This is a genomic window from Mucilaginibacter sp. 3215, from assembly GCF_050433785.1.
Lineage (GTDB): Bacteria > Bacteroidota > Bacteroidia > Sphingobacteriales > Sphingobacteriaceae > Mucilaginibacter.
In genome coordinates, this window is the sequence record NZ_JBNPWO010000003.1 from 455,320 (window position 1) to 474,217 (window position 18,898).

10 protein-coding genes are annotated in these 18,898 nt (G+C 44.3%); 1 reads left to right on the forward strand and 9 read right to left on the reverse strand.

Features of this window, described 5'->3' with window-relative positions:
* Window positions 1–96: 96 nt before the first annotated feature.
* The 5 genes from ABIC84_RS08270 to ABIC84_RS08290 all read right to left on the reverse strand — a co-directional run bounded on the left by ABIC84_RS08270 (window position 97) and on the right by ABIC84_RS08290 (window position 10,964).
* The gene (locus ABIC84_RS08270; protein WP_429263275.1) at window positions 97–3,189 is read right to left on the reverse strand and encodes a DUF6298 domain-containing protein; all 3,093 of its coding nucleotides are present in this window, start codon (window positions 3,187–3,189) and stop codon (window positions 97–99) included.
* A gap of 272 nt (window positions 3,190–3,461) precedes the next feature.
* On the reverse strand, window positions 3,462–5,123 hold the full coding sequence (locus ABIC84_RS08275; RefSeq protein WP_429263276.1) for a polysaccharide lyase: 1,662 nt from the start codon (window positions 5,121–5,123) through the stop codon (window positions 3,462–3,464).
* Window positions 5,124–5,185: 62 nt separating this feature from the next.
* Entirely contained in the window at window positions 5,186–6,994 is a 1,809-nt protein-coding gene (locus ABIC84_RS08280; protein WP_429263277.1) for a RagB/SusD family nutrient uptake outer membrane protein, read from the reverse strand.
* A gap of 12 nt (window positions 6,995–7,006) precedes the next feature.
* Window positions 7,007–10,192: a SusC/RagA family TonB-linked outer membrane protein gene (locus ABIC84_RS08285; RefSeq protein ID WP_429263278.1), complete on the reverse strand. Its 3,186-nt coding sequence runs from the start codon at window positions 10,190–10,192 to the stop codon at window positions 7,007–7,009.
* 106 nt (window positions 10,193–10,298) lie between these two features.
* A complete protein-coding gene (locus ABIC84_RS08290) occupies window positions 10,299–10,964 on the reverse strand; it encodes a DUF3826 domain-containing protein (RefSeq protein ID WP_188832957.1) in 666 nt (221 codons plus the stop codon).
* Between the two features lie 436 nt (window positions 10,965–11,400).
* On the opposite strand from ABIC84_RS08290, the gene ABIC84_RS08295 reads away from it, so the two are divergent.
* Complete coding sequence (locus tag ABIC84_RS08295) at window positions 11,401–12,294, forward strand: AraC family transcriptional regulator (protein WP_429263279.1); 894 nt, start codon at window positions 11,401–11,403, stop codon at window positions 12,292–12,294.
* Between the two features lie 84 nt (window positions 12,295–12,378).
* Here ABIC84_RS08295 and ABIC84_RS08300 read toward each other — a convergent pair whose 3' ends face one another.
* The 4 genes from ABIC84_RS08300 to ABIC84_RS08315 form a co-directional block, all read right to left on the reverse strand.
* Window positions 12,379–13,305 carry a dihydrodipicolinate synthase family protein gene (locus ABIC84_RS08300; protein WP_429263280.1) on the reverse strand — a complete coding sequence of 309 codons (927 nt, stop codon included), beginning with the start codon at window positions 13,303–13,305 and terminating at the stop codon, window positions 12,379–12,381.
* Window positions 13,306–13,315: 10 nt separating this feature from the next.
* On the reverse strand, window positions 13,316–14,872 hold the full coding sequence (locus ABIC84_RS08305) for a sodium:solute symporter (protein ID WP_429263281.1): 1,557 nt from the start codon (window positions 14,870–14,872) through the stop codon (window positions 13,316–13,318).
* A gap of 480 nt (window positions 14,873–15,352) precedes the next feature.
* Window positions 15,353–17,779 (reverse strand): sugar-binding domain-containing protein, encoded by a 2,427-nt coding sequence (locus ABIC84_RS08310; protein ID WP_429263282.1) that lies wholly within the window; start codon window positions 17,777–17,779, stop codon window positions 15,353–15,355.
* The gene (locus tag ABIC84_RS08315; protein ID WP_429263283.1) at window positions 17,776–18,897 is read right to left on the reverse strand and encodes a glycosylase; all 1,122 of its coding nucleotides are present in this window, start codon (window positions 18,895–18,897) and stop codon (window positions 17,776–17,778) included. Before ABIC84_RS08315 ends, ABIC84_RS08310 begins: the two co-directional genes overlap by 4 nt.
* Between the last annotated feature and the right edge of the window lies 1 nt (window position 18,898).

Below are 18,898 nucleotides of genomic sequence, written 5' to 3' on the forward strand. Positions count from 1 at the left end.
TCGTTCGCGTTTATTACCGCTTTGTTAAATACACCCCTCCGCCCCTCTCGAGAGGGGAATCGTGCAAGCCCTCCGCTTTTATTTTTTCCTAACCTTTCAATTCCTGCTCAGCCACAAAATGGCGGCTTCATTGCCTTGTGCTTTAATTTCTGTATTAGCTGCTCCTTTTACCGTTTCGGTTGCAGGCAAAAGTTCACCAGTTTTAGGGTCTATCCATTGTGCTTTGTATGTGGCGTTAGCAGCCAGGTCAAGGTGAATCCCACCGCCATTACTATAAACGATATACCCTTTTGATGAAGCTAACGCCCATTGATCTTTAGGCGAACCCGGCAGCTCGGCAGGTTTCATACCGCTCGCATCGGCTAAAAAAGCTTTATTGGTATTGGCAGGAAGGACCGGCAATGATCCGCCTGCAATAAATATCGCCCAGCCAAAATGATCATAACCATCAGCAGAATAAAGCACAGCTTTATCCGGGTATTTGGTACGGTACTCATGTACCGCACGATAAACCTGCTCAAATGATGAAGCCTTGGGTTTAAAGATGCGGGCTTGCTGGCGCGGGGCCAGGCTTTGGCCGCCAATGGGTTCATAGGCCGTTCCGTTGGCCTGGTAATACCAATAACGAATATCTATAACATTGATAACCGAAGCTGTTGCCGGATTGGACAGGATAGCATCCTGCACATCTTTTGTAGCGCTTAAAGCGATAATCTGTTTCTTTTTATGTGTGGTTTCCCATTGTTTAATGGTTTCTACCCAAAATTTCATGAAATGCAGCGGACCGGTAAACTCCGCTCCAATCTGTTGGATCACCCCGGTATTACCTGCAAAATTGTCCATACATTTATTGATGTAGGCAATGTGAAGCTTACGCCTTGCCGGATCGGTTTCGTCATAAAACTGCTCAGCCATAAACTGGCGTTTGTCGCCGGCATAAGGTACAGGCTCCGGGAAACCGGTGCCGTTAATGTTATTCGCCGTGCGCCACGGAAAATCAGTATAATGCGCCCCCGCCTCAATAATATTGTGTTGAAAATAGTTTTGATGAACCAGTACCAAACCTTTCTCATCGGCCAAGTCAGCAAATTGTTTCAGGCGGTTCCAGTACCAGGTATTGTATTTTGTCAGGTCGTATTTGCTTAAGCCGTCGTAGGCCAGTTCTTTTCCGCTCCGGGCAAAAGGCAGTTCATAAAACGGAGCCCAAACATCGCCATCCATCCTGCGGATGCGCTCATGATCATCACGGCGACGATCATACCACAAGCCGTAATTATGCTCAAATACTACGACGTTATCTTTCTTCATCCAGTCGGTTACCGCATTCAGATCATCCGTTAAACCGGTTCCGGTTTGGCCAGGTACCCAGCGGCTGATGGCAGGTTTGGCTTCCTTTTCGGTATAATCAGGATGCACGGTACCGCTCCACCATGGGGTTTCAAAGTGTCTGCCTGTTAATACTACATTGCCACGGGTTAACCATCCGTTGGTAACCACCATTTTGGGTGCTAATACTGTAGGTGCAGCATTTTTATATCCTATTTCATCAATAGTCTTGGCACCAGCCGATTCTGTATTGATAACATTTCTTTTAGACGATTGATCTATCCAGTTACTGATTGTAACAGCAGGTTTGCGGGCGGCGGCCATTAATTCGGCCGCCTGTTCAACTGTTGGGCTGCTTGAAGGTTCAGTGGCCGGATACAGGATATCGGCTTGTTTACTTACATCCTTATTCAACCTGTTAGCCAGCTGTGCATAATAAAAACTTCTTGGGCTTATAGTACTGTTTGATGTGCTCCAGTAGCCATCACCGGCAAATTGCGCCCAGGTACCAAAAGCCCAGTTTTGAGCAGTTGGCGGCTGATAACAATCCACACGGGCTGCGGTACAATTCCAGAACAGGCTGTTGGCGGCGCTCCATCCGGCCCCTTGCCCGTCCTGTCCCCGGTTCATATAACTTAAGGGCTGTCCATCGATGTTGGCGATATCAAACAGAACGCCTGAAGCCCAACTGTCGATGCCACCGCTAAAACCCAGCGAACCTACCGACATACATTGCACAAAGGCGTTTGGCCCCGGCGCGCAATACCCGGTAGCAAAATCATGAAAACCCTGCTCGGAATATAAACGCTGAAAAAGGTTTTGCCCGCCCATAGTCAGGAATGTGTTACGGCGCTGCCCTCCTATTTCAGAAACGGGTGAAAGCGATTTACAATCTTCAACCGTAACGCGGTTTCCGGTAACACCAACAAATACTGCCGAACCTGCAAAATGCTCAAAGATTACCTGGCGTACCCAGGCATCGCTCACATTTCCCATCGTAATTGCCATCCAGCGGTGAGCTTCGTCTTTTGCGTTTGAAGCGTCGTAGGCTGATTGCAGTTTTAAGTTTTCGATCCCCACTTGCACAATTCTGCCGGGCCATTGGTAAGAGGCTATCAAACCACCGCCGTACGCAGTATCCAATGCTGTTGTTAAAGGCGCGTCAAGGGTAACTGTGTTACCGTCTACTGATGTTACTTTTCTATCCCAGTAAATATCCCGTTCGCCGGGTTTCCAGGCCAGGGCGGTTAAATCGCCACCAAAATGATCGGTTTTGATGGTACTGATCCAGGCCTGTGTGCTCGGGCGATGGATCAACACCATGTCGCCGGTTTTTAGGCCTGCGTCTTCAGCAATGTGCAGAGTGTTGGCATTTACCGGAACATAAGCATCGGTAATTTTAATTTCTTTGGATGTTTGCCGGTCGTTTTTACCGGTAACATGAATAAAGGTTTCCCTGTCGGTCCCGGCTGCAAATAATGTGGTGCCGTTGGCGCCCATGCCGCTACCGCGCAAAACAACGCCGGATGCGTTAATTTTGAGGCTACCATTAACCTGGTACACCCCTTTGTTAAGCAATACCGCTCCCCGAAAGCCATCTTTATCTGCAGGTAAACCAGCTACGTAATCTAAGGCAGCCTGGATCCTCAGCGTGGCATCGCCTGCTTTTACAGGCACTACAACTTTTACAGGCACCAAAGGGATTGGCTTTTCGGAGGCCATATATCCGCAATATGAAAAATCAGGAATGCGGTCGCCGTTGGGAGCAACCACATAATTTAGCTTGCCGTTTTTATCGGCAGCAACAGGCGGTTGGGGTTTAGGGGCTTTTTTCTTATCCTGTGCAAATAAGGGGGAATGCATAAGCATCCCCCCAGTCATTAAACCAACCCAAAAATAAATCCTTATAAACCTCAATCCCCGCATTATTAGCAGTTGTTAAAAATGTAATTTATTCATTGCCGTTGGTTTTAACCAACGGTAGCAGAAGCTGAAGAACCTGGGCTTTAGCCTAATTATGCAAGTGGCATTTGGGCTAAAGCCCTCTTTAATCCATTTTATTATCCGTTGGTTAAAACCAACGGCAATGATCTTACACAAATGGAACAAATGGTTTTAATATTTCTGATATATCTTTATTTTAACGAAGCAAGCTTCTTTTCGCCTTTAGCGGCTACTGTATTTAAATATACTTCGATATTGGTATAACCGCCACCATTTTTTGCAGGCAGGGCCGAGTCGTTACCATCTTTAGGGTTTAGGCCATGAGCTGTTTCCCAACTATCGGGCAAGCCATCATTATCCGAGTCTTTATACGGCGTGCCTTTATATTCAGGATAGCCACCCACCTGCCATGGGGCAGTGATGATACCCAGTTTGTACGAGTCCTTAGGTAATTTACGCACTTTAAACTGGTAAGCAGTATCGGTTTTCATTTCTTTATAAGTGATTTTACCGGTACGCACCTGCTCGGTGATGCGCACATCAACCGGATCGCGTTTTGGCAGTGTTGCGCCGGCATTTGCTATAACAAATTTAAAGGCGTCTTTTGCCGATAGGATAGTCATCGGAGGCATAGGGAACGGAACATCCGATTTCATGTAATCCTTGTATTGGCCGGCGTCAGGCAATTCTTTGCCACCAGGGCCTTCAACCTGGATGCCACCGTTCCACGCATCTTTAGTTACTTCGGGATAACCTTCCATAATGTTACCTGATGCATAAACGCGACCGAATACTTTTTCTTTCAGCTTGCTCCTGCCCGATTCCGGTTTCAGGATACGGTGACCAACCGGCTCATCTTTAGGTGTAACCGGACCAGGTTTAAAGTAGTTATTGATCACGTTGTAATTGGTGGTATAATCGCCGCCGTCCATTGAGCGGTGGTGCCAGTTAAATACCACATTGTTTACAAAGTTGTATACGCCATTCCAGCCAACAGATGGGTTACGACCGGTATTATCTGCCCAAAGGTTACGCATTAATGAGCTGTTTTCGCCGCCTGTTGTTGAGCCGAAAGCGTGGTTCCAGTAATCCAATGATTCTGAATAAATACAATTCTGGATAGTGATATTTACGGTACCCAGCTTCTCTTCTTTCGAGCCATCGCCGGGATCAAACATGTGACGGTACATGGAAAAGTTTTCATCCAGGCCCCAGCTTGCAGATACGTGATCGGCAATGATGTTACCTACCGGGTTGCCACCCAAAGCATCATCACGGCGGCCAACATTAGTTTCGCCACGACGGAAACGCATATAACGGATCACAACGTCATGTGTATTCACCCAAAATGATTCGCCTGCAATACAAACGCCATCACCCGGAGCAGTTTGGCCTTCAATAGTAATATACGGAGCCCTCACGATAATCGGTGTTTTGATGCGGATAATGCCCGCAACATTAAATACCACAATACGCGCGCCGCCTTTTTCGCAGGCCTCGCGCAAAGTGCCGGGACCGCTATCTGCTAAACTGGTAACTACATATACCTTACCACCGCGGCCCCCAAAAGTAAATTTGCCACCGCCCTCGGCACCCGGGAATGCCGGGATCTTGGCCTGCGGCAAATCTGTTGGGCGTGCGGCCCATGGTACGTATACTTTGCCACGGCGCTGATCGGCCTGGATAATGGGCAGGGCAACCGCCCATGCTGAATCTGAACGACGGGTAGCCTCTTTCATCAAAGCCTCACTCTCTGCTTTAACCTTTTCTGGTATTTCCGGGTATTGGGCAAAAGCCGGTTTAGCTAAACCCAATGCCGCTGCTACTAAAAATAAAGCTGTGTGTTTTTTCATATCTGTATTCGTAATCTTCTTTTGTTAAATGGTTAGCAGGCACCCATCGTTCAATTAATTTATTATTGAAGCGGATCAAACGGCCCACCCCAGGTGTTATTTTGCTGTAAATTGATATTATTTAACAATGCCGCCGAAGGGATCCCGAAAAAGTAATCGCCCGACTGAACCGCAATGTTATAAGAATCCATAGTTTTAGTTTTAACGGTGAAAGATGTGCTGTACAGGGCATCCAATGATGCAGCTGCTAAAGCATCTCTTGTACCGGTAAGATAATCTTTACCGCTTGCGTTGTTATTAAGGGTAACTGTAAGCCCCGTTCTCTTTTTACCGTTCAATGTACTTTCGAGCAGTTTACGGCGACGAAGGTCCCAATAGCGTTTACCTTCAAAGGCAAATTCAATTTTACGTTCATTCATGATAGCGTTGATCATCTGGTCAGGGCTCATACCTGCGTCTAAACCGTACAGGTTATCAGCACCAGCTTCAATACCCGCGCGTTTCCTGATGGCGGCAATATTGGTATAACCGGTAGTTACGTTACCTAACGCGGCGGCACATTCGGCCTGGTTCAATAAAACTTCGGCATAACGGATCTCCATCCAATCTGTACCAACATATGGTGTATTTGCCACACTGACGTTAGGGTCAATAGCTTTGCGCAGGTAGAAACCTGAGCCTGTTGCTGATGCCGGTTCAGTGGTTTTAACACCGGAACCATCCGCTTTATTGTAATAAAAGTAAGTCCACAGACGATAAGAGCTATTGCCGTTTATAGGCCAGTTACAACCGTTGTAGGCAATAGTTTTGTTAAACCTTGGATCGCGGTTATCAAAAAACTTTGCATCATCATATGTATACTTTAACGAGGTACCTGGTGCTTTTCCGTCAAGCATCGGGTATGATTTTACAATATCCCATGTAGGTTGATTGGAGCCGCCTTTAGTACCTAAATAGGCCGGACGAGTCGCGTTATCATAGGTATTGTTATTCTGGTTTTGATCGGTTGATGATGTGTTAAAACCTGTTATCAAAATTGCTTCCGGATTGCTGCTGTTTTCGGTAAACCACATATTGTCATACGAAGGGTTTAAACCGTAGTTATTAGCGGACAATATCTGCATTGCCTTATCATTGGCATCAGCAGCTGTTTGCCAGCGGGCCGCATCATTGCTGGGGTTAAACTGAGGACTTGCATACGTTAGCAACACCCTTCCTTTAAACGCAGCAGCAGCAGCCGATGAAATACGACCGTAATCGCTGCCACTCCATTTGGCGGGCAGATATTTTATACAGCTGTCCAGATCGCTCCCAATTTGTTTAAAACATTCTGAGGTTTTGTTACGAGGCAAAAGCGCCGCGTTTTTGGCGTCCTGACCAATAGCATCAAGCGGTTTTAATACCAATGGAACACCTCCATATAACCTTACCAGGTCAAAATACCTGAAAGCCCTCCAAAAATAAGCCTGTGCTTTATACCTGTTTTTGGTAGAGGCAGGCAAGGTGCTGGCGTCGAGGTCCTGCAGGGTTTGGTTAATGTTACGGATCCGGCCGTAGTTATTGCTGATATTCACCGAGGTACCGATGTCACCAACAGTTTCGATGGTAACCGTGCCTTTTACGTATGCGTTATCGCTGTAAAATTCGTCGCATTTGTCGCCTCCGCTGCCAATAGCGCCGCCGGTATCGCCAAACCAGCCAGGCTGGTTTGCTGTATATAGGTAATTGATGTTTAAAATAGCCACCGTTGAGTCATTAAAAATCTGACCGGGGGTGCTGTGTGTAAGATCTTCCTTATCAAGCACTTTTTTACAGTTTGTAAACAGGGCTGATACGATCAAAGCTGCAAATATGGTTTTAAATAATTTCATGTCTTTCAAAGTTTAGAAGCCTAAGTTTAAACCAAAAGATACTGTGCGTAAGTTGGGATATGCCCCAAATGGTGATGAAATATCACGATAATGTTCGGGGAACGGGTTTACAAAGTTGATTGGGTTTGTAGCTACCACATACGCCCTTATGCTTGACATTCCAAGCCTTTTTGTGATGGAAGCGGGCAGGGTATAGCTTAAGTTAGCACTGGAGATATTCCAGGTGAAGGGGCTAACAAACCAAAAATCACTTGTAGCACTCACATCGTCCGAGTAATAAGGGTCGGGATATTTGGCATTTGGATTAGATGGGATCCAGTGATCGGCCCAGAATACAGGCCTGTTCTGGTTGGCAGTAGCTTGTTTAATGGCCGCGCTCTCAATTGATTGGTTACCACCCCAGCTCATTCCCATAACCACATTTAAGCTTAATGTTTTATATGCACCGCCAAAGTTCAGACCAAGATTGTAGTGGTTTGATGATTTCTTACCTAAATAAAACTGGTCGTTGAGATCGTTTTGTTTGATAATACCGTCGCCGTTTTTGTCAACGTAATTGATCATACCAGGTGAAGGTACGTAACCAAAAATCTTAACGTTTTGCGCGCCACCGGCTGCTGCTGCCCTTTCGGCAATAATCGCATCAGCATCGGCTTGTGTACGGATGATACCGAGTGATTTGTATCCCAGTGTTCCCTGATCGCTTGATTTACCGGTCAAATCCTGAATGGTACCCACCTGTGCTGCAGCGATATCATATTTAATGTATTTATTATCGCTCCAGGAAAAGAACGGGCTAAAATTATAGCTAAAATTAGAACCAATTTTGTCTTTCCAACTTACAGAGATCTCGTATCCGAAAGTATTGACGATACCATAATTTTCGGCAGATGGCGCTGCACCTATAGTTACAGGAACTGAAGTGTTCAGCGATGCAAGCATATCATAGCGGTGCTCCCAGAAATAATCGGCCGAAACTGATAAACGGTTACCCAGGAAAGCGGCATCTAAACCGTAGTTTGTTTTTAGGTCATGGTCCCAGGTTAAATTAGCGTTCGGGATAGCGATATTTAGCAGTGCGCCGAGGCCCCTGTCGCCATTGCCGCCAAAAACAGCACCGCCTTTGTTGCCGGTACCAAACTGGTAGTTAACCGCGTATAAGAATGAAGGTGTATTATCAGAACCCAACAAGCCTACCGAACCTCTGAATTTCAAAAGATCAACAAAGCTTACTGATTTAAAGAAGTTTTCTTTTGAAACCACCCAGCCTGCTGAGGCCGAAGGGAAATATCCCCACTGGTGGCCCGGTGCAAAGTTGGTATTGGCATCCGCCCTCATGGCCAATTCAACCAGGTATTTATCGGCGTAGGCATAATTTACCCTACCTGCCACAGCTTTACGGCCATATTCCTTCACCAATGTGGCCTGGTTTGACGATTGATCACCGATGGTGAATGTCTGGTTATCTTTTCCGCCTACAATTACTCCGTCGGCTTCGGCAGCTACACCTTCACTATATGACTCATATTGCTCATACAAAGCCAGTGCAGTAATTTCATGCGCCCCAAAACGTTTATGGTAAGTAAGGTTGGCGTTGAACTGGTAATTATCTGCCATTGTAGGGGTAAGGCGCACCCTATCGCCATTTTTAATAGCTTTTACGCCTACCACAGTTCCTCCCGGAATATGGTTATTGTCGCCTTCGCCCGAGTATTGGTTGTAATAAAACGTTGAGCCATATTGCTTGTTAAAGGCATTATTAAGATTACGGTTGTAGCTAACATTGGCAGTTAAGCCGCTAATACCCGGAATTTCGTAACTCAAATTGGCTAAACCATTAAATACAGTGTTATTGTTACCTGTGTAGTTGTTAGAATTTTGAACAGCAAAAAAGTTAAGGTTATCGTTATTGCTGGTTCCTAAATATACAGGGTGCCCGTCGATAAAATATTTTTGCCATGGTGGTGCCTGGTTAAGCGACAGAAAGTCGTTATCGGGGCTTTCGCTGGTACTTGATAGTTTATACCAGTAAATTTTGCTTTTGGCAAGATCTTCGCTCAATGACAATGACAGTTTTAAACCTTTCGCCACTTTTGCGTCGACACTGGCCCTGAAGCCAAAGCGGTTAGTGTTTACGCCTTTAAAGTTGGAGTTTTGGTTTACATAATTTGCGCCTGCGAAATAAGTAACCTTATCATTACCGCCGGTTATGCTCAACGCGTTCCTGCTGGTTACTGCCGGTTTAAATGCCTGCTCCAGGAAATTTTGGTTGTTATTTTTAAAGTACTCAAGCTCATCCGGCGTATAATATTTTAAGTCTTTATTGCTTAAATCGCCGTTGATATAACCTTCGGGTGTTATGGTGTGGTTATACCTGGTTTGCTCAATATCATTCAAATAAGTAGCCATCTGAAAGCCCGACATCATTTTAGGAAGCTGAATTGCGTCGGCAATACCTACTGATGAACTGAAGCTTACCTTTGGCCCGCCGGCCTGGCCGCGTTTGGTTGTTACAACGATAACGCCATTCGCGCCTAAAATACCGTATATGGCAGCGGCTGCATCTTTCAATATCGAAATGTTCTCCACCTCACTTTGATCAAGCAGGTTGAAATCTGCTTCACTACGTTGTACACCATCAATAATGTATAATGGTGTTGTACTACCGCCATTCTTTGCCAGGAAAACAGGGTTACGGATAGTGATGGTTCCGCTTTGGCCTGGCCTTGCAATACCACCGGTAACACTTACCGCGGCATTGGTACCGCGAAGTGCGGCGGCAAGGTTAGTGGTAGGGATATCCTGGATGGTTTTCATATCCACCGCGGCAACAGCACCTGTTAAGTGGACCTTCTTTTGAGTACCGTAACCTACTACCACAACCTCATCGAGGGCATTTTGTGATGGTACCATTTTAAAGTCGGCATTCATCTCGCCAATCTTCAGTGTTTTTTCCTGGTAGTTGTATCCAAGAAATTTAGCCCCAACCACAATGGCCTGTAGGTTAGTAGCCTTAATTGAATATTTACCATCGGCATTGGTGATAGTACCTGTAGTACTGCCCTTTACCTGGATGGCAACCCCTGGCAGGGGAGCACCTTTTTCGTCCGTAACCGTACCTGTTATATTACGGTCCTGGGCTTTTAGCGCGCTGCCTAAGCACAGCAACACCGAAAGTAAGAGGAAAAGTTTTCTCATAAACTTGATAATTTAATTTTCATGATCAGGTTAATTAATTAGTATAATTGGTTTGCCCGGCTAAAGCTTATTTCATGATACCGGGATATTTAGGTTAGTTCAAAAATTATTGTTTTGCTGCCTGCCGCTCTTTGATCCGTTTTTGCCACTCTTCGCCCTCCTTTTTCATATCGTAGCCCTGTGCGGATAGGTAATTATTAATGCGGCCCTTAAACTTCCCAAACCAGGCATGTTTTTTCTCTGCCGATTCGGCATCTATAGCATTCTCCCTCGCTTCCAGCAGCCATCCTTTAATTTTGTCTTTTTGCTCCCCGGTAAGGGTAGGTATTTCATCCTGGTAAGCGGTATAAGTGATGGGATAAATGCGGTAGGTCATGCCGTCTTTTATTTTATCAACCTCATCAGCGCTTAATTCCTTATTCAGCTTATTGATATATGAGGTATGTAAAACCTTAACCTGCTTAGCCACATTACTATCTACAAGGGCGATTTTGGCATTGGCACCTGCTTTATCATCGGGCATCTGGGTTTTAATATCATTTACTTTTGCTTTACGCGCATCATAAATGGTGTTCAAATCACTGTACTGGGCAACTACAATATCACGCACTTTCTTAAATTTTACCGAGTCGGTAATGCCTGCTCCTGTAACAATTTTATTTGAACGTTCGGTTATAACTTTTAGGTAGTTGTTATCCACTGGTGCCTGCGCGAAAGCCTCACTGATTGCAACTGATAATAACAATATCACTATGTATTTAAAGTGTTTCATGGTTGTTTCAATTGGTTAAATTCTTTACAGTTTTTATAAAAGCCCTTAAAAAAGTATATGGTGTCCTGCAATTTTTTTTACGCAATTAATTGTTCATATCACAATTAATTAACTGTTAAAATCTTGTCAGTTCTAAAAGCCTGATAAAAAGTATAATTAATTTTATTGGTTTATATTTCCTGGTATCCTGCAGCCTGATTTACAAGTTGCTTTAACAAATATCAATGGTTAGCCTTTGCCTTTCCTATTTGTATTTATCTATTTATTATACAATCTTATCATAACCCGCTTTTCGTATTAACGTAATTTTTTGTCAAAAGAAAATTACATTGGTGCAAATTGGGTTTGATTAAAAATTACTACTTTTAAAATATAAACCAGCGCGACGCATACTTAATTGTCCGCTCACCTGCTAATCTTTATTGATTTTTACAAAATGAAGCCCCATTTTCTCAAGGTTGCGGTTAAACCGCAAAATTCATTCAGTATCAGGCATGATATTTTGCCCACCTTCCGGGGTATCTGGCACTACCATCCCGAGCTTGAATTACACTACGTAATAAAGGGCGAAGGGGTTAGGTTTATTGGTGATAATATCAGCAATTTTTCGCCAGGCGAAATTACATTGCTGGGTGAAGCCCTCCCGCACTGCTGGCGATGCAAGGATGAATATTTTTTTCCCGAATCCGGATTGAATGTTGAGGTGATCGTGATCCATTTTTTGCCCGACTGCCTTGGTCGTTATTTGTTAAATTTACCCGAAGCGTTCATGCTGCCCAAGCTTTTTGAGAAAGCTAAAAGCGGAATGGTAATTAAGGGCAAAGCAAGAACCGAACTGGCCAAACTGATGCGGCAGGCAGCGGAAGCCACCAACCTCGACAGGATCATTATCCTGCTATCCATACTAAAAGTACTGGCCGAAAATGAAGACTTTGAACCAATAACTTTATCACACAGCGATTTTCACCAATCTAATGAGTCGGACACCATTCGCCTTAATAAAGTATGCTCCTATACGCTGGCCAACTATAAACAGGAGATCAGCCTGGAAAAAATAGCGGCCATTGGCAACCTCAGTGTCACCTCCTTTTGCCGGTATTTTAAACTGATGACCAAGAAAACGTATTTTGATTTTTTAACCGAGATCAGGATCAGTCATGCCTGCCGGTTTTTGATTGAGGACAAATTACCCACCGAGGTTTTGTGCTTTGAATGCGGTTATAACAACATCTCTAATTTTTACCGACACTTTAAACGGGTTACCGGCATGACCCCGCTTGAATATAAACGCCGTTACATTAAAGGGCAAAAACAGGCGATATCTGCTTGATTTTTGTTAAGTCTCAAGCCCTTAGTCGAAAGTCTTAAGTCAAATCATGAGTTCTTACTTAGAACTTAAGGCTTTCGACTAAGACTAATAGATACCGATCTCACTTTGAAGTGTAGTGTAATTAGCGTAAAGATCTTCTATTTTATTACGGATGGCCGGCGAGAAATAACCAACATCGCGCCGGGTGGTGGTAGATATTTTCAAACCGCGTTTGGTAAGATAATATTTTGCAATAACCGGGTACACATTGTGCATTACATCCATGTTTTCGGTTAAAAACTCCTGCACCATGGCAACCTCGTGCTGGCGTGATGCGTCGGCATAATGGTTACACAACCAAACAATCAACTCCGGAAAAAAATTACCCTGAATGCATGACAACCCGGCTGAACCTGCTTTCAGCGATTCAACCGCGTGAACCATATAAGCATCATACAGCCCAAACGCCGGATTAACTTTGCTTGCCTCCAATTTCTGTTTTACCACGTCAATTTTAAGGCAGGTATCTTTATGATATATTACCCTGCCTGTTGCTGCAAAATGATGAAGCTGTTCTGCCGATAATAACCTTTTGTATGGAACCGGGCATTCGTAAAACCCTAAAGGAATATTTTCTGTTTGATCAAAAAGATCAAAAACGCGATCATTAAGCGCAGTATCCGGCTCATTTGCATCGGCCATTAAACTGGTAATAGCAATTACCGCTGAAGTGCCGGTATCATACACCCTCTTTATAAAATCAGCTTGCTTTTCAACTGGGCCACCAAAGGTACCGGTAGCTACAACAGGAACAGCGCCATCAACAGTTTCAACCACGTGTTTGATAATTGCTAACCGCTCCTCACCGCTCAGTTCAAACATTTCGCTCGACAGGCAATTGGCAAACACACCAGCCGCACCCGCGCGCAGGTACATTTCGGTTAAGCGGGTCAGCGCTGCATAATCAATAGCACCGTTATCTTTAAAAGGCGTTAACATTACCGGGATAAAACCCTTTTTTGATTGTTCCATTTGATGATTATTAAACTGTTAACTGCCTTGTTTTGGTTAAAAATATTCCTGTTAAAAATATAGCGAGGGTACCCGCAACAATGATCATGTTGGTATTGAGCGTACTGCGAAGGGCTGCATATTGCTCGGGGATAAGGGTGGGAAAAGTAAGCCAGAGGATTACCAAAACACCTATGATACTGGCAATGATAGCCTCATGGTTACGGGTTTGCCTGCTGATAATGCCCAGCAAAAACAGACCGAGCATGCCAGCAGCAAAAATACCCGAAAGCTGCCACCACAAATCGAGGATGCTTTTTACCCCTATCATGGCTATCCCGGCTGCCATGCCTGCAAAGCCAAAGAGTACGGTACCAATGTGCAGGGCGTTCAATGTATTTTTATCATTGAGTTGCGGTTTCAAGTAGCGTTTGTAAATGTCGATGGTAAAAACGGTAGCTGATGAGTTCATGCCCGAACTGATGGTGCTCATGGCCGCCGATAAAATTGCGGCTACTATAATACCAACCAGTCCTGCCGGGATTTTGGTAACCATAAAATGCGGCATGATCTTATCGCCGTAATCGGCAGGTGTAAGTTTGCCCATAAACGCTGAAACCTCATTTGCCGAAGCTGTTGCAGGCAAGCGTTCAATAGCTACCTGGTGTTTAAGGCTTAATATGAGATCAGGATGCTGGCTATAGTAAGCATATAAGCATGAGCCTATGACAAAAAACAAGAAAGAAGCAGGCACATAAATGCCAACACAAAGCCACACTGATTTGGCAGCCTGCTTTGTTGATGTAGCCGCGTGATAACGCTGGATATAATTTTGATCCATCCCAAAATTATTGAGATTGATGAAAAAACCATAGAACAGGATCACCCAAAAAGTTGGTTCGGTGAGGTTCAATGAAAAACTGCCCAGGCTGAATTTATTGTCGGCCTTACCAATTTCTATGATCTTATCAAAGCCGCCGGGGATGCTGTTTACCACCAAATAAATGATCAGCAAGGCTCCTAAAGTTTTGATGATAGCCTGCACAACTTCTGTCCAGATCACGGCTTTAATTCCGCCGAATACTGTGTACAGGATAATAGAGATTCCCATTACCACCATAATGGACTTCATAGACAGACCGGTAAGCGCCTGCAGACTTAACGCTATACCAAAAAATACAGATCCCATGCGGGCTATCTGCGTAAGCAAAAAACAAATAACCGCATAAACCCTGGCCCATGGACCAAAGCGTTTTTCGAAATGTGTATAGGCTGAAATATTGCCGGTATTACGATAAAATGGTATAAAATATTTTACGGCTATCCAGGCTGCAAATGGCATCGATAAGCTAAACACAAAAGCGTTCCAGTTGCCGCCGTAGGCTTTGCCGGGTACCCCTAAAAAGGTGTTACTGCTTAAAAAAGTAGCATAAATTGATAAACCGATAGCCCAGCCCGGTATTAAACCAGATGCAACGGTGAACTGCTCGGCATTTTTATTTTTACGCGAAAAATAAAAACCCACCAGCACCATAGCTATAAGGTAAATACCTATAATGGTAAAATCTAACACGGGCAACACTTTCATGCGTTAATCGGGTAGTACAGTAAATTTAATGTTATGGTTTATAAATTGCATAACAAATGTAACGTACTGCTGTTAGCCTTTACTGTAATATTTTCGCCTGCTATTGTAGGATATTATCACCAACAAATAAATATACAAACAAAAAACGCCGCCGCTTGGCTCCGGCTGAGTGGCAACTATTCTCCGGCCTCCGGCCGGTATACACCACACTTGTTTACGGCGGCCAGAGGCCGCTTGATAGCTGCCACTCAGCCGGAGCCAAGCGGCGGCTGCAATTTTTTTTCACTTTTTTTTAAAGAATAAAATAATCAGACCTATTGTTATGGGGATAAGGGAAATGAAATATGTATCTAAACCGATCCTTCCAGATTCACCTTCAATTTCCGGGTCATTCAGCATTCTTAAAAAGATAAAGAAAAGAACTCCTATAATTATAAAAACTACACCTGAAACTATTTTTAAGGACTTCATATTCACTCTTTATTTTTGTAATTGTAATTTAAAAGCGATACGGTTACTTTCAATAATTAAGTGAGCCGGTTTCAGTCCACCAGCCGTAGCAGTAATGGTAATTTTCCCGGCAACAGCTTTAGATTGAATAATAGCCAATCCCAAACCATTAAACAGGTGATGCTGATCAGATACAAAAGGTTCCAGATCTGTTTGTGAGCCATTATCCACACCTTTTAGTATTCCCTGCCCGGTTACTTTAAATTTCACCAATTGATTAACATCGGGCACCGGAACGTTGTTTTTATCCAAAACAGATACGGTAATGTACGAAAGATCTTTACCATCGGCTTTAATTTTATCGCGATCTGCTTTTAGCTGTATTTTATAAGGCTCGCCCGCCGTAACCACCTGCGTGGTCATCACCACTTTGCCTTTACGGCGCGATACTGCTGTTAATACTCCCGGTTCATATTTAACGTGCCACATTACATGCAGATCATCGCTGGCTTTCTTCCTTACACCAATCGACTTGCCATTCAAAAATGCTTCTACCTCATCGGCGCTATTGTAATAAGCCCAAACATCAATCATCTGTCCGGGTTTCCAGTTCCAGTGCGGTAACAGATGTAAAACCGGCTTATTTGTCCACTCGCTTTGGTACATGTAATAAACATCTTTGGGGAAACCAGCCAGATCAACAATGCCGAAGTACGAGCTACGGGCGGGCCATGGGTATGGAGTTGGTTCGCCGATGTAATCAAAGCCCGTCCACACGAAAAGTCCAGAAAGGAAATCATGCTTTTTAATGATCTTCCAGGTCTCTTCGTGCGTTGAGCCCCAATAGGCTGACACATTATCATACGATGATACGGTGAAGTCGGCGTTACCATCCTTCAACGGGGTTTTACCGTCCTTTGGCCAGCGCCTGATACTATCCGACGGCATATCATAATGCCCCCGTGTTGCCAGGGCCGACATATTTTCGGTGCCGATAAACTTTTGACCGGGGTAGTTTTTCTTAAAATCTGCATAAACCTCCTGGTGATAGTTTAAACCCACTAAATCAAGCGCACCCGACTGGTAAATAAAATTCTTTTTAGGGTCGGCATCGCTCAGGGCCGATGTAACTAATCGTGTGTTATCTAACTGCTTTACAACTTTAACCAGCTCGCGACCAATACTTACACCTGTACTGTCAAATTGCTCCCTGATCTCGTTACCAATACTCCATGCAAAAACAGATGGGTGGTTACGATCACGTAATACCTGGTCTTGCAGGTCTTTTACATGCCATTTATCCCAATCCTCGTGGTAATCGTGTTTGCTTTTTTTCTTCTTCCACATATCAAAAGCTTCGTCCATCACCAGGAAACCCATTTTATCGCATAGGTCGAGCAGATCGGGTGCGGGCGGATTATGCGAGGTGCGGATAGCATTGCAACCCATATCCTTTAAGATCTGCAATTGCCGTTCAATGGCACGGGTATTAACAGCCGTGCCCAAAGCTCCCTGATCATGGTGCAGGCATACGCCAAGAATTTTCATCGGCTCACCATTCAGGCTGAAACCTTTATCCGCATCGAAATTAAAATACCTGATACCGGTAGTTATGACATAATCATCAATAACCTGATCTGCAGCCGTCAATTGCAGTTTCACTTTGTACAGATAAGGATGCTTTACTGACCATAGTTGAGGATTCCGAACGCTTATATTCTGCTGAATTACAGTATCGGTTATTGACGTTGTTACAACCCCTGCAACCTTTCCTTTATCATCCAAAACAGAAGCTTTGAGCTTAAACTTTGAGTCAATCGAACCTGGTAAAACCGTGCGAATATTGATCTCTGCTTTTTGATGATCAACCCGCGGCGTGGTTATAAATGACGACCATTGCGGCAGATGCGTTTTGTTGACCGTTGTTAGCCACACGTTACGATAAATACCCGACCCGGTATACCAGCGAGAATTAGGCTGATCGCTGTTATCAACCCGAACGGCAATCACATTTTGTTGTGTACCGAATTTAAGGTAAGGCGTTAAATCATATCTGAACGAGATATAGCCGTTAGGCCGTTTGCCTAAATAATGGCCATTAATCCAAACTTCGCTGTTATGAAAAACGCCGTCGAAATCAATAACAATAGTTTTAGTTTTTGACGATGCAGGGATTATAAAACTTTTACGATACCAGCCGATACCGGCAGGCAACCCACCTTCTGCCTGTGTGGTAGGGTTTTTACTGTCGAATTTACCTTCGATACTCCAGTCATGCGGCAGATCAAGCTTTTGCCAATTGCTATCATCATAGCTTACTGCGTTAGCAGTCGAATCGTCACCCAGGAAAAACTTCCAGTTAGAGTTAAAACTTTCTGTTTTGCGCACGTTTTGAGCAGATGCAAAACCAGCCACGAAAAGCGTTAAACACAGTGTATATAGATAACGGAACCTCATTTCGTTTTGCTTTTCTTTACAGGCGCCGCAACAAAGTTCAGTTCGCTTTTACCCAGATCTTTTGATACAGCTACCGCTATACCACGCTGATCGGCTTTGTTTACGGCGCAATAAAAATGGTAGACTATGCCTTTGTATTTAACCACGCATGATTTATGGGCGAACATATTATCATAAGGCTCTGATGATTGGATAAGCTTCTCCCCTGTCCAGTCTGTCCAGTGCACCAGATCATAAGAGCAGGCAAAGCGGTTAAACACACCCGAATCTCCGGTTTTCCAGAAAGCGCCGAAGTAGAACATCACATACACATTCCCTATTTGTTGAATGTATGGGTCGCCGGTGATGCCGTCGCCATGATTAAGCACCGGGTCCTTTCCGTAGCGTTTCCAGTGCAGCATATCATCAGATACGGCCATGCCAATCCGCTCGGCACCACGTTTTTTATTCACACTATCGCCATTGGCATTGTAATACATAATGAACGGGTGACCGGTTAGCTTCTTTTTATCCCAGATCACGGTTTGTTTGTATTGCGTGTGGTTATCCCACCAGCTTACATCTTTGTCAATGCTTGATAATACGGGATGATCCAAACCCCGCCACTCATGCACCGTACCCGGATCTTTATCGGTTGAAGCAACGCTTATCGATAATAACCCTTTTTCATACCCCTTACTTTGCCCGCCGAAGTACGATAACCAATATTTGCCATTATACTGCTGCAATTTGTACGAGCCACCCCATTTATAATCCTGCAAACCGACATAACCGGCTTTTTGGTTATTGTCCCATTTGGTAGTATCATCGGAAAATGAAAGGATGCGGCTTCGTGTTTTCCAGTGCAGCAGGTCCTTACTCTCGGCCAGCCAGGTTTCGTAACCGCGTCCATTGAAAATGATGTAGCTCATATACCAGTCGTCACCCTGGCGAAAAACCGTAGGGCAATCAGCCTTTTGGCTATTATCTTCGGGAGCTATCACCAGGCCATATTTGTAAGGCGTTTTAACCTGCTCGTAAATATCTTTCATCACCTTTTCGGGTACTTCCTGGGCATGTACCTTCAGTATTAAAAAAGTACAGATAAGGAATGCAGATGATTTAAAAATGTGTTTCATT

What these genes read in the sequence shown, in the direction of transcription:
- ABIC84_RS08270 (WP_429263275.1), bottom strand. Translation starts at nt 3,189, where the DNA reads ATGCATTCCCCCTTATTTGCACAGGATAAGAAAAAAGCCCCTAAACCC.
- ABIC84_RS08275 (WP_429263276.1), bottom strand. Translation starts at nt 5,123, where the DNA reads ATGAAAAAACACACAGCTTTATTTTTAGTAGCAGCGGCATTGGGTTTA.
- ABIC84_RS08280 (WP_429263277.1), bottom strand. Translation starts at nt 6,994, where the DNA reads ATGAAATTATTTAAAACCATATTTGCAGCTTTGATCGTATCAGCCCTG.
- ABIC84_RS08285 (WP_429263278.1), bottom strand. Translation starts at nt 10,192, where the DNA reads ATGAGAAAACTTTTCCTCTTACTTTCGGTGTTGCTGTGCTTAGGCAGC.
- ABIC84_RS08290 (WP_188832957.1), bottom strand. Translation starts at nt 10,964, where the DNA reads ATGAAACACTTTAAATACATAGTGATATTGTTATTATCAGTTGCAATC.
- ABIC84_RS08295 (WP_429263279.1), top strand. Translation starts at nt 11,401, where the DNA reads ATGAAGCCCCATTTTCTCAAGGTTGCGGTTAAACCGCAAAATTCATTC.
- ABIC84_RS08300 (WP_429263280.1), bottom strand. Translation starts at nt 13,305, where the DNA reads ATGGAACAATCAAAAAAGGGTTTTATCCCGGTAATGTTAACGCCTTTT.
- ABIC84_RS08305 (WP_429263281.1), bottom strand. Translation starts at nt 14,872, where the DNA reads ATGAAAGTGTTGCCCGTGTTAGATTTTACCATTATAGGTATTTACCTT.
- ABIC84_RS08310 (WP_429263282.1), bottom strand. Translation starts at nt 17,779, where the DNA reads ATGAGGTTCCGTTATCTATATACACTGTGTTTAACGCTTTTCGTGGCT.
- ABIC84_RS08315 (WP_429263283.1), bottom strand. Translation starts at nt 18,897, where the DNA reads ATGAAACACATTTTTAAATCATCTGCATTCCTTATCTGTACTTTTTTA.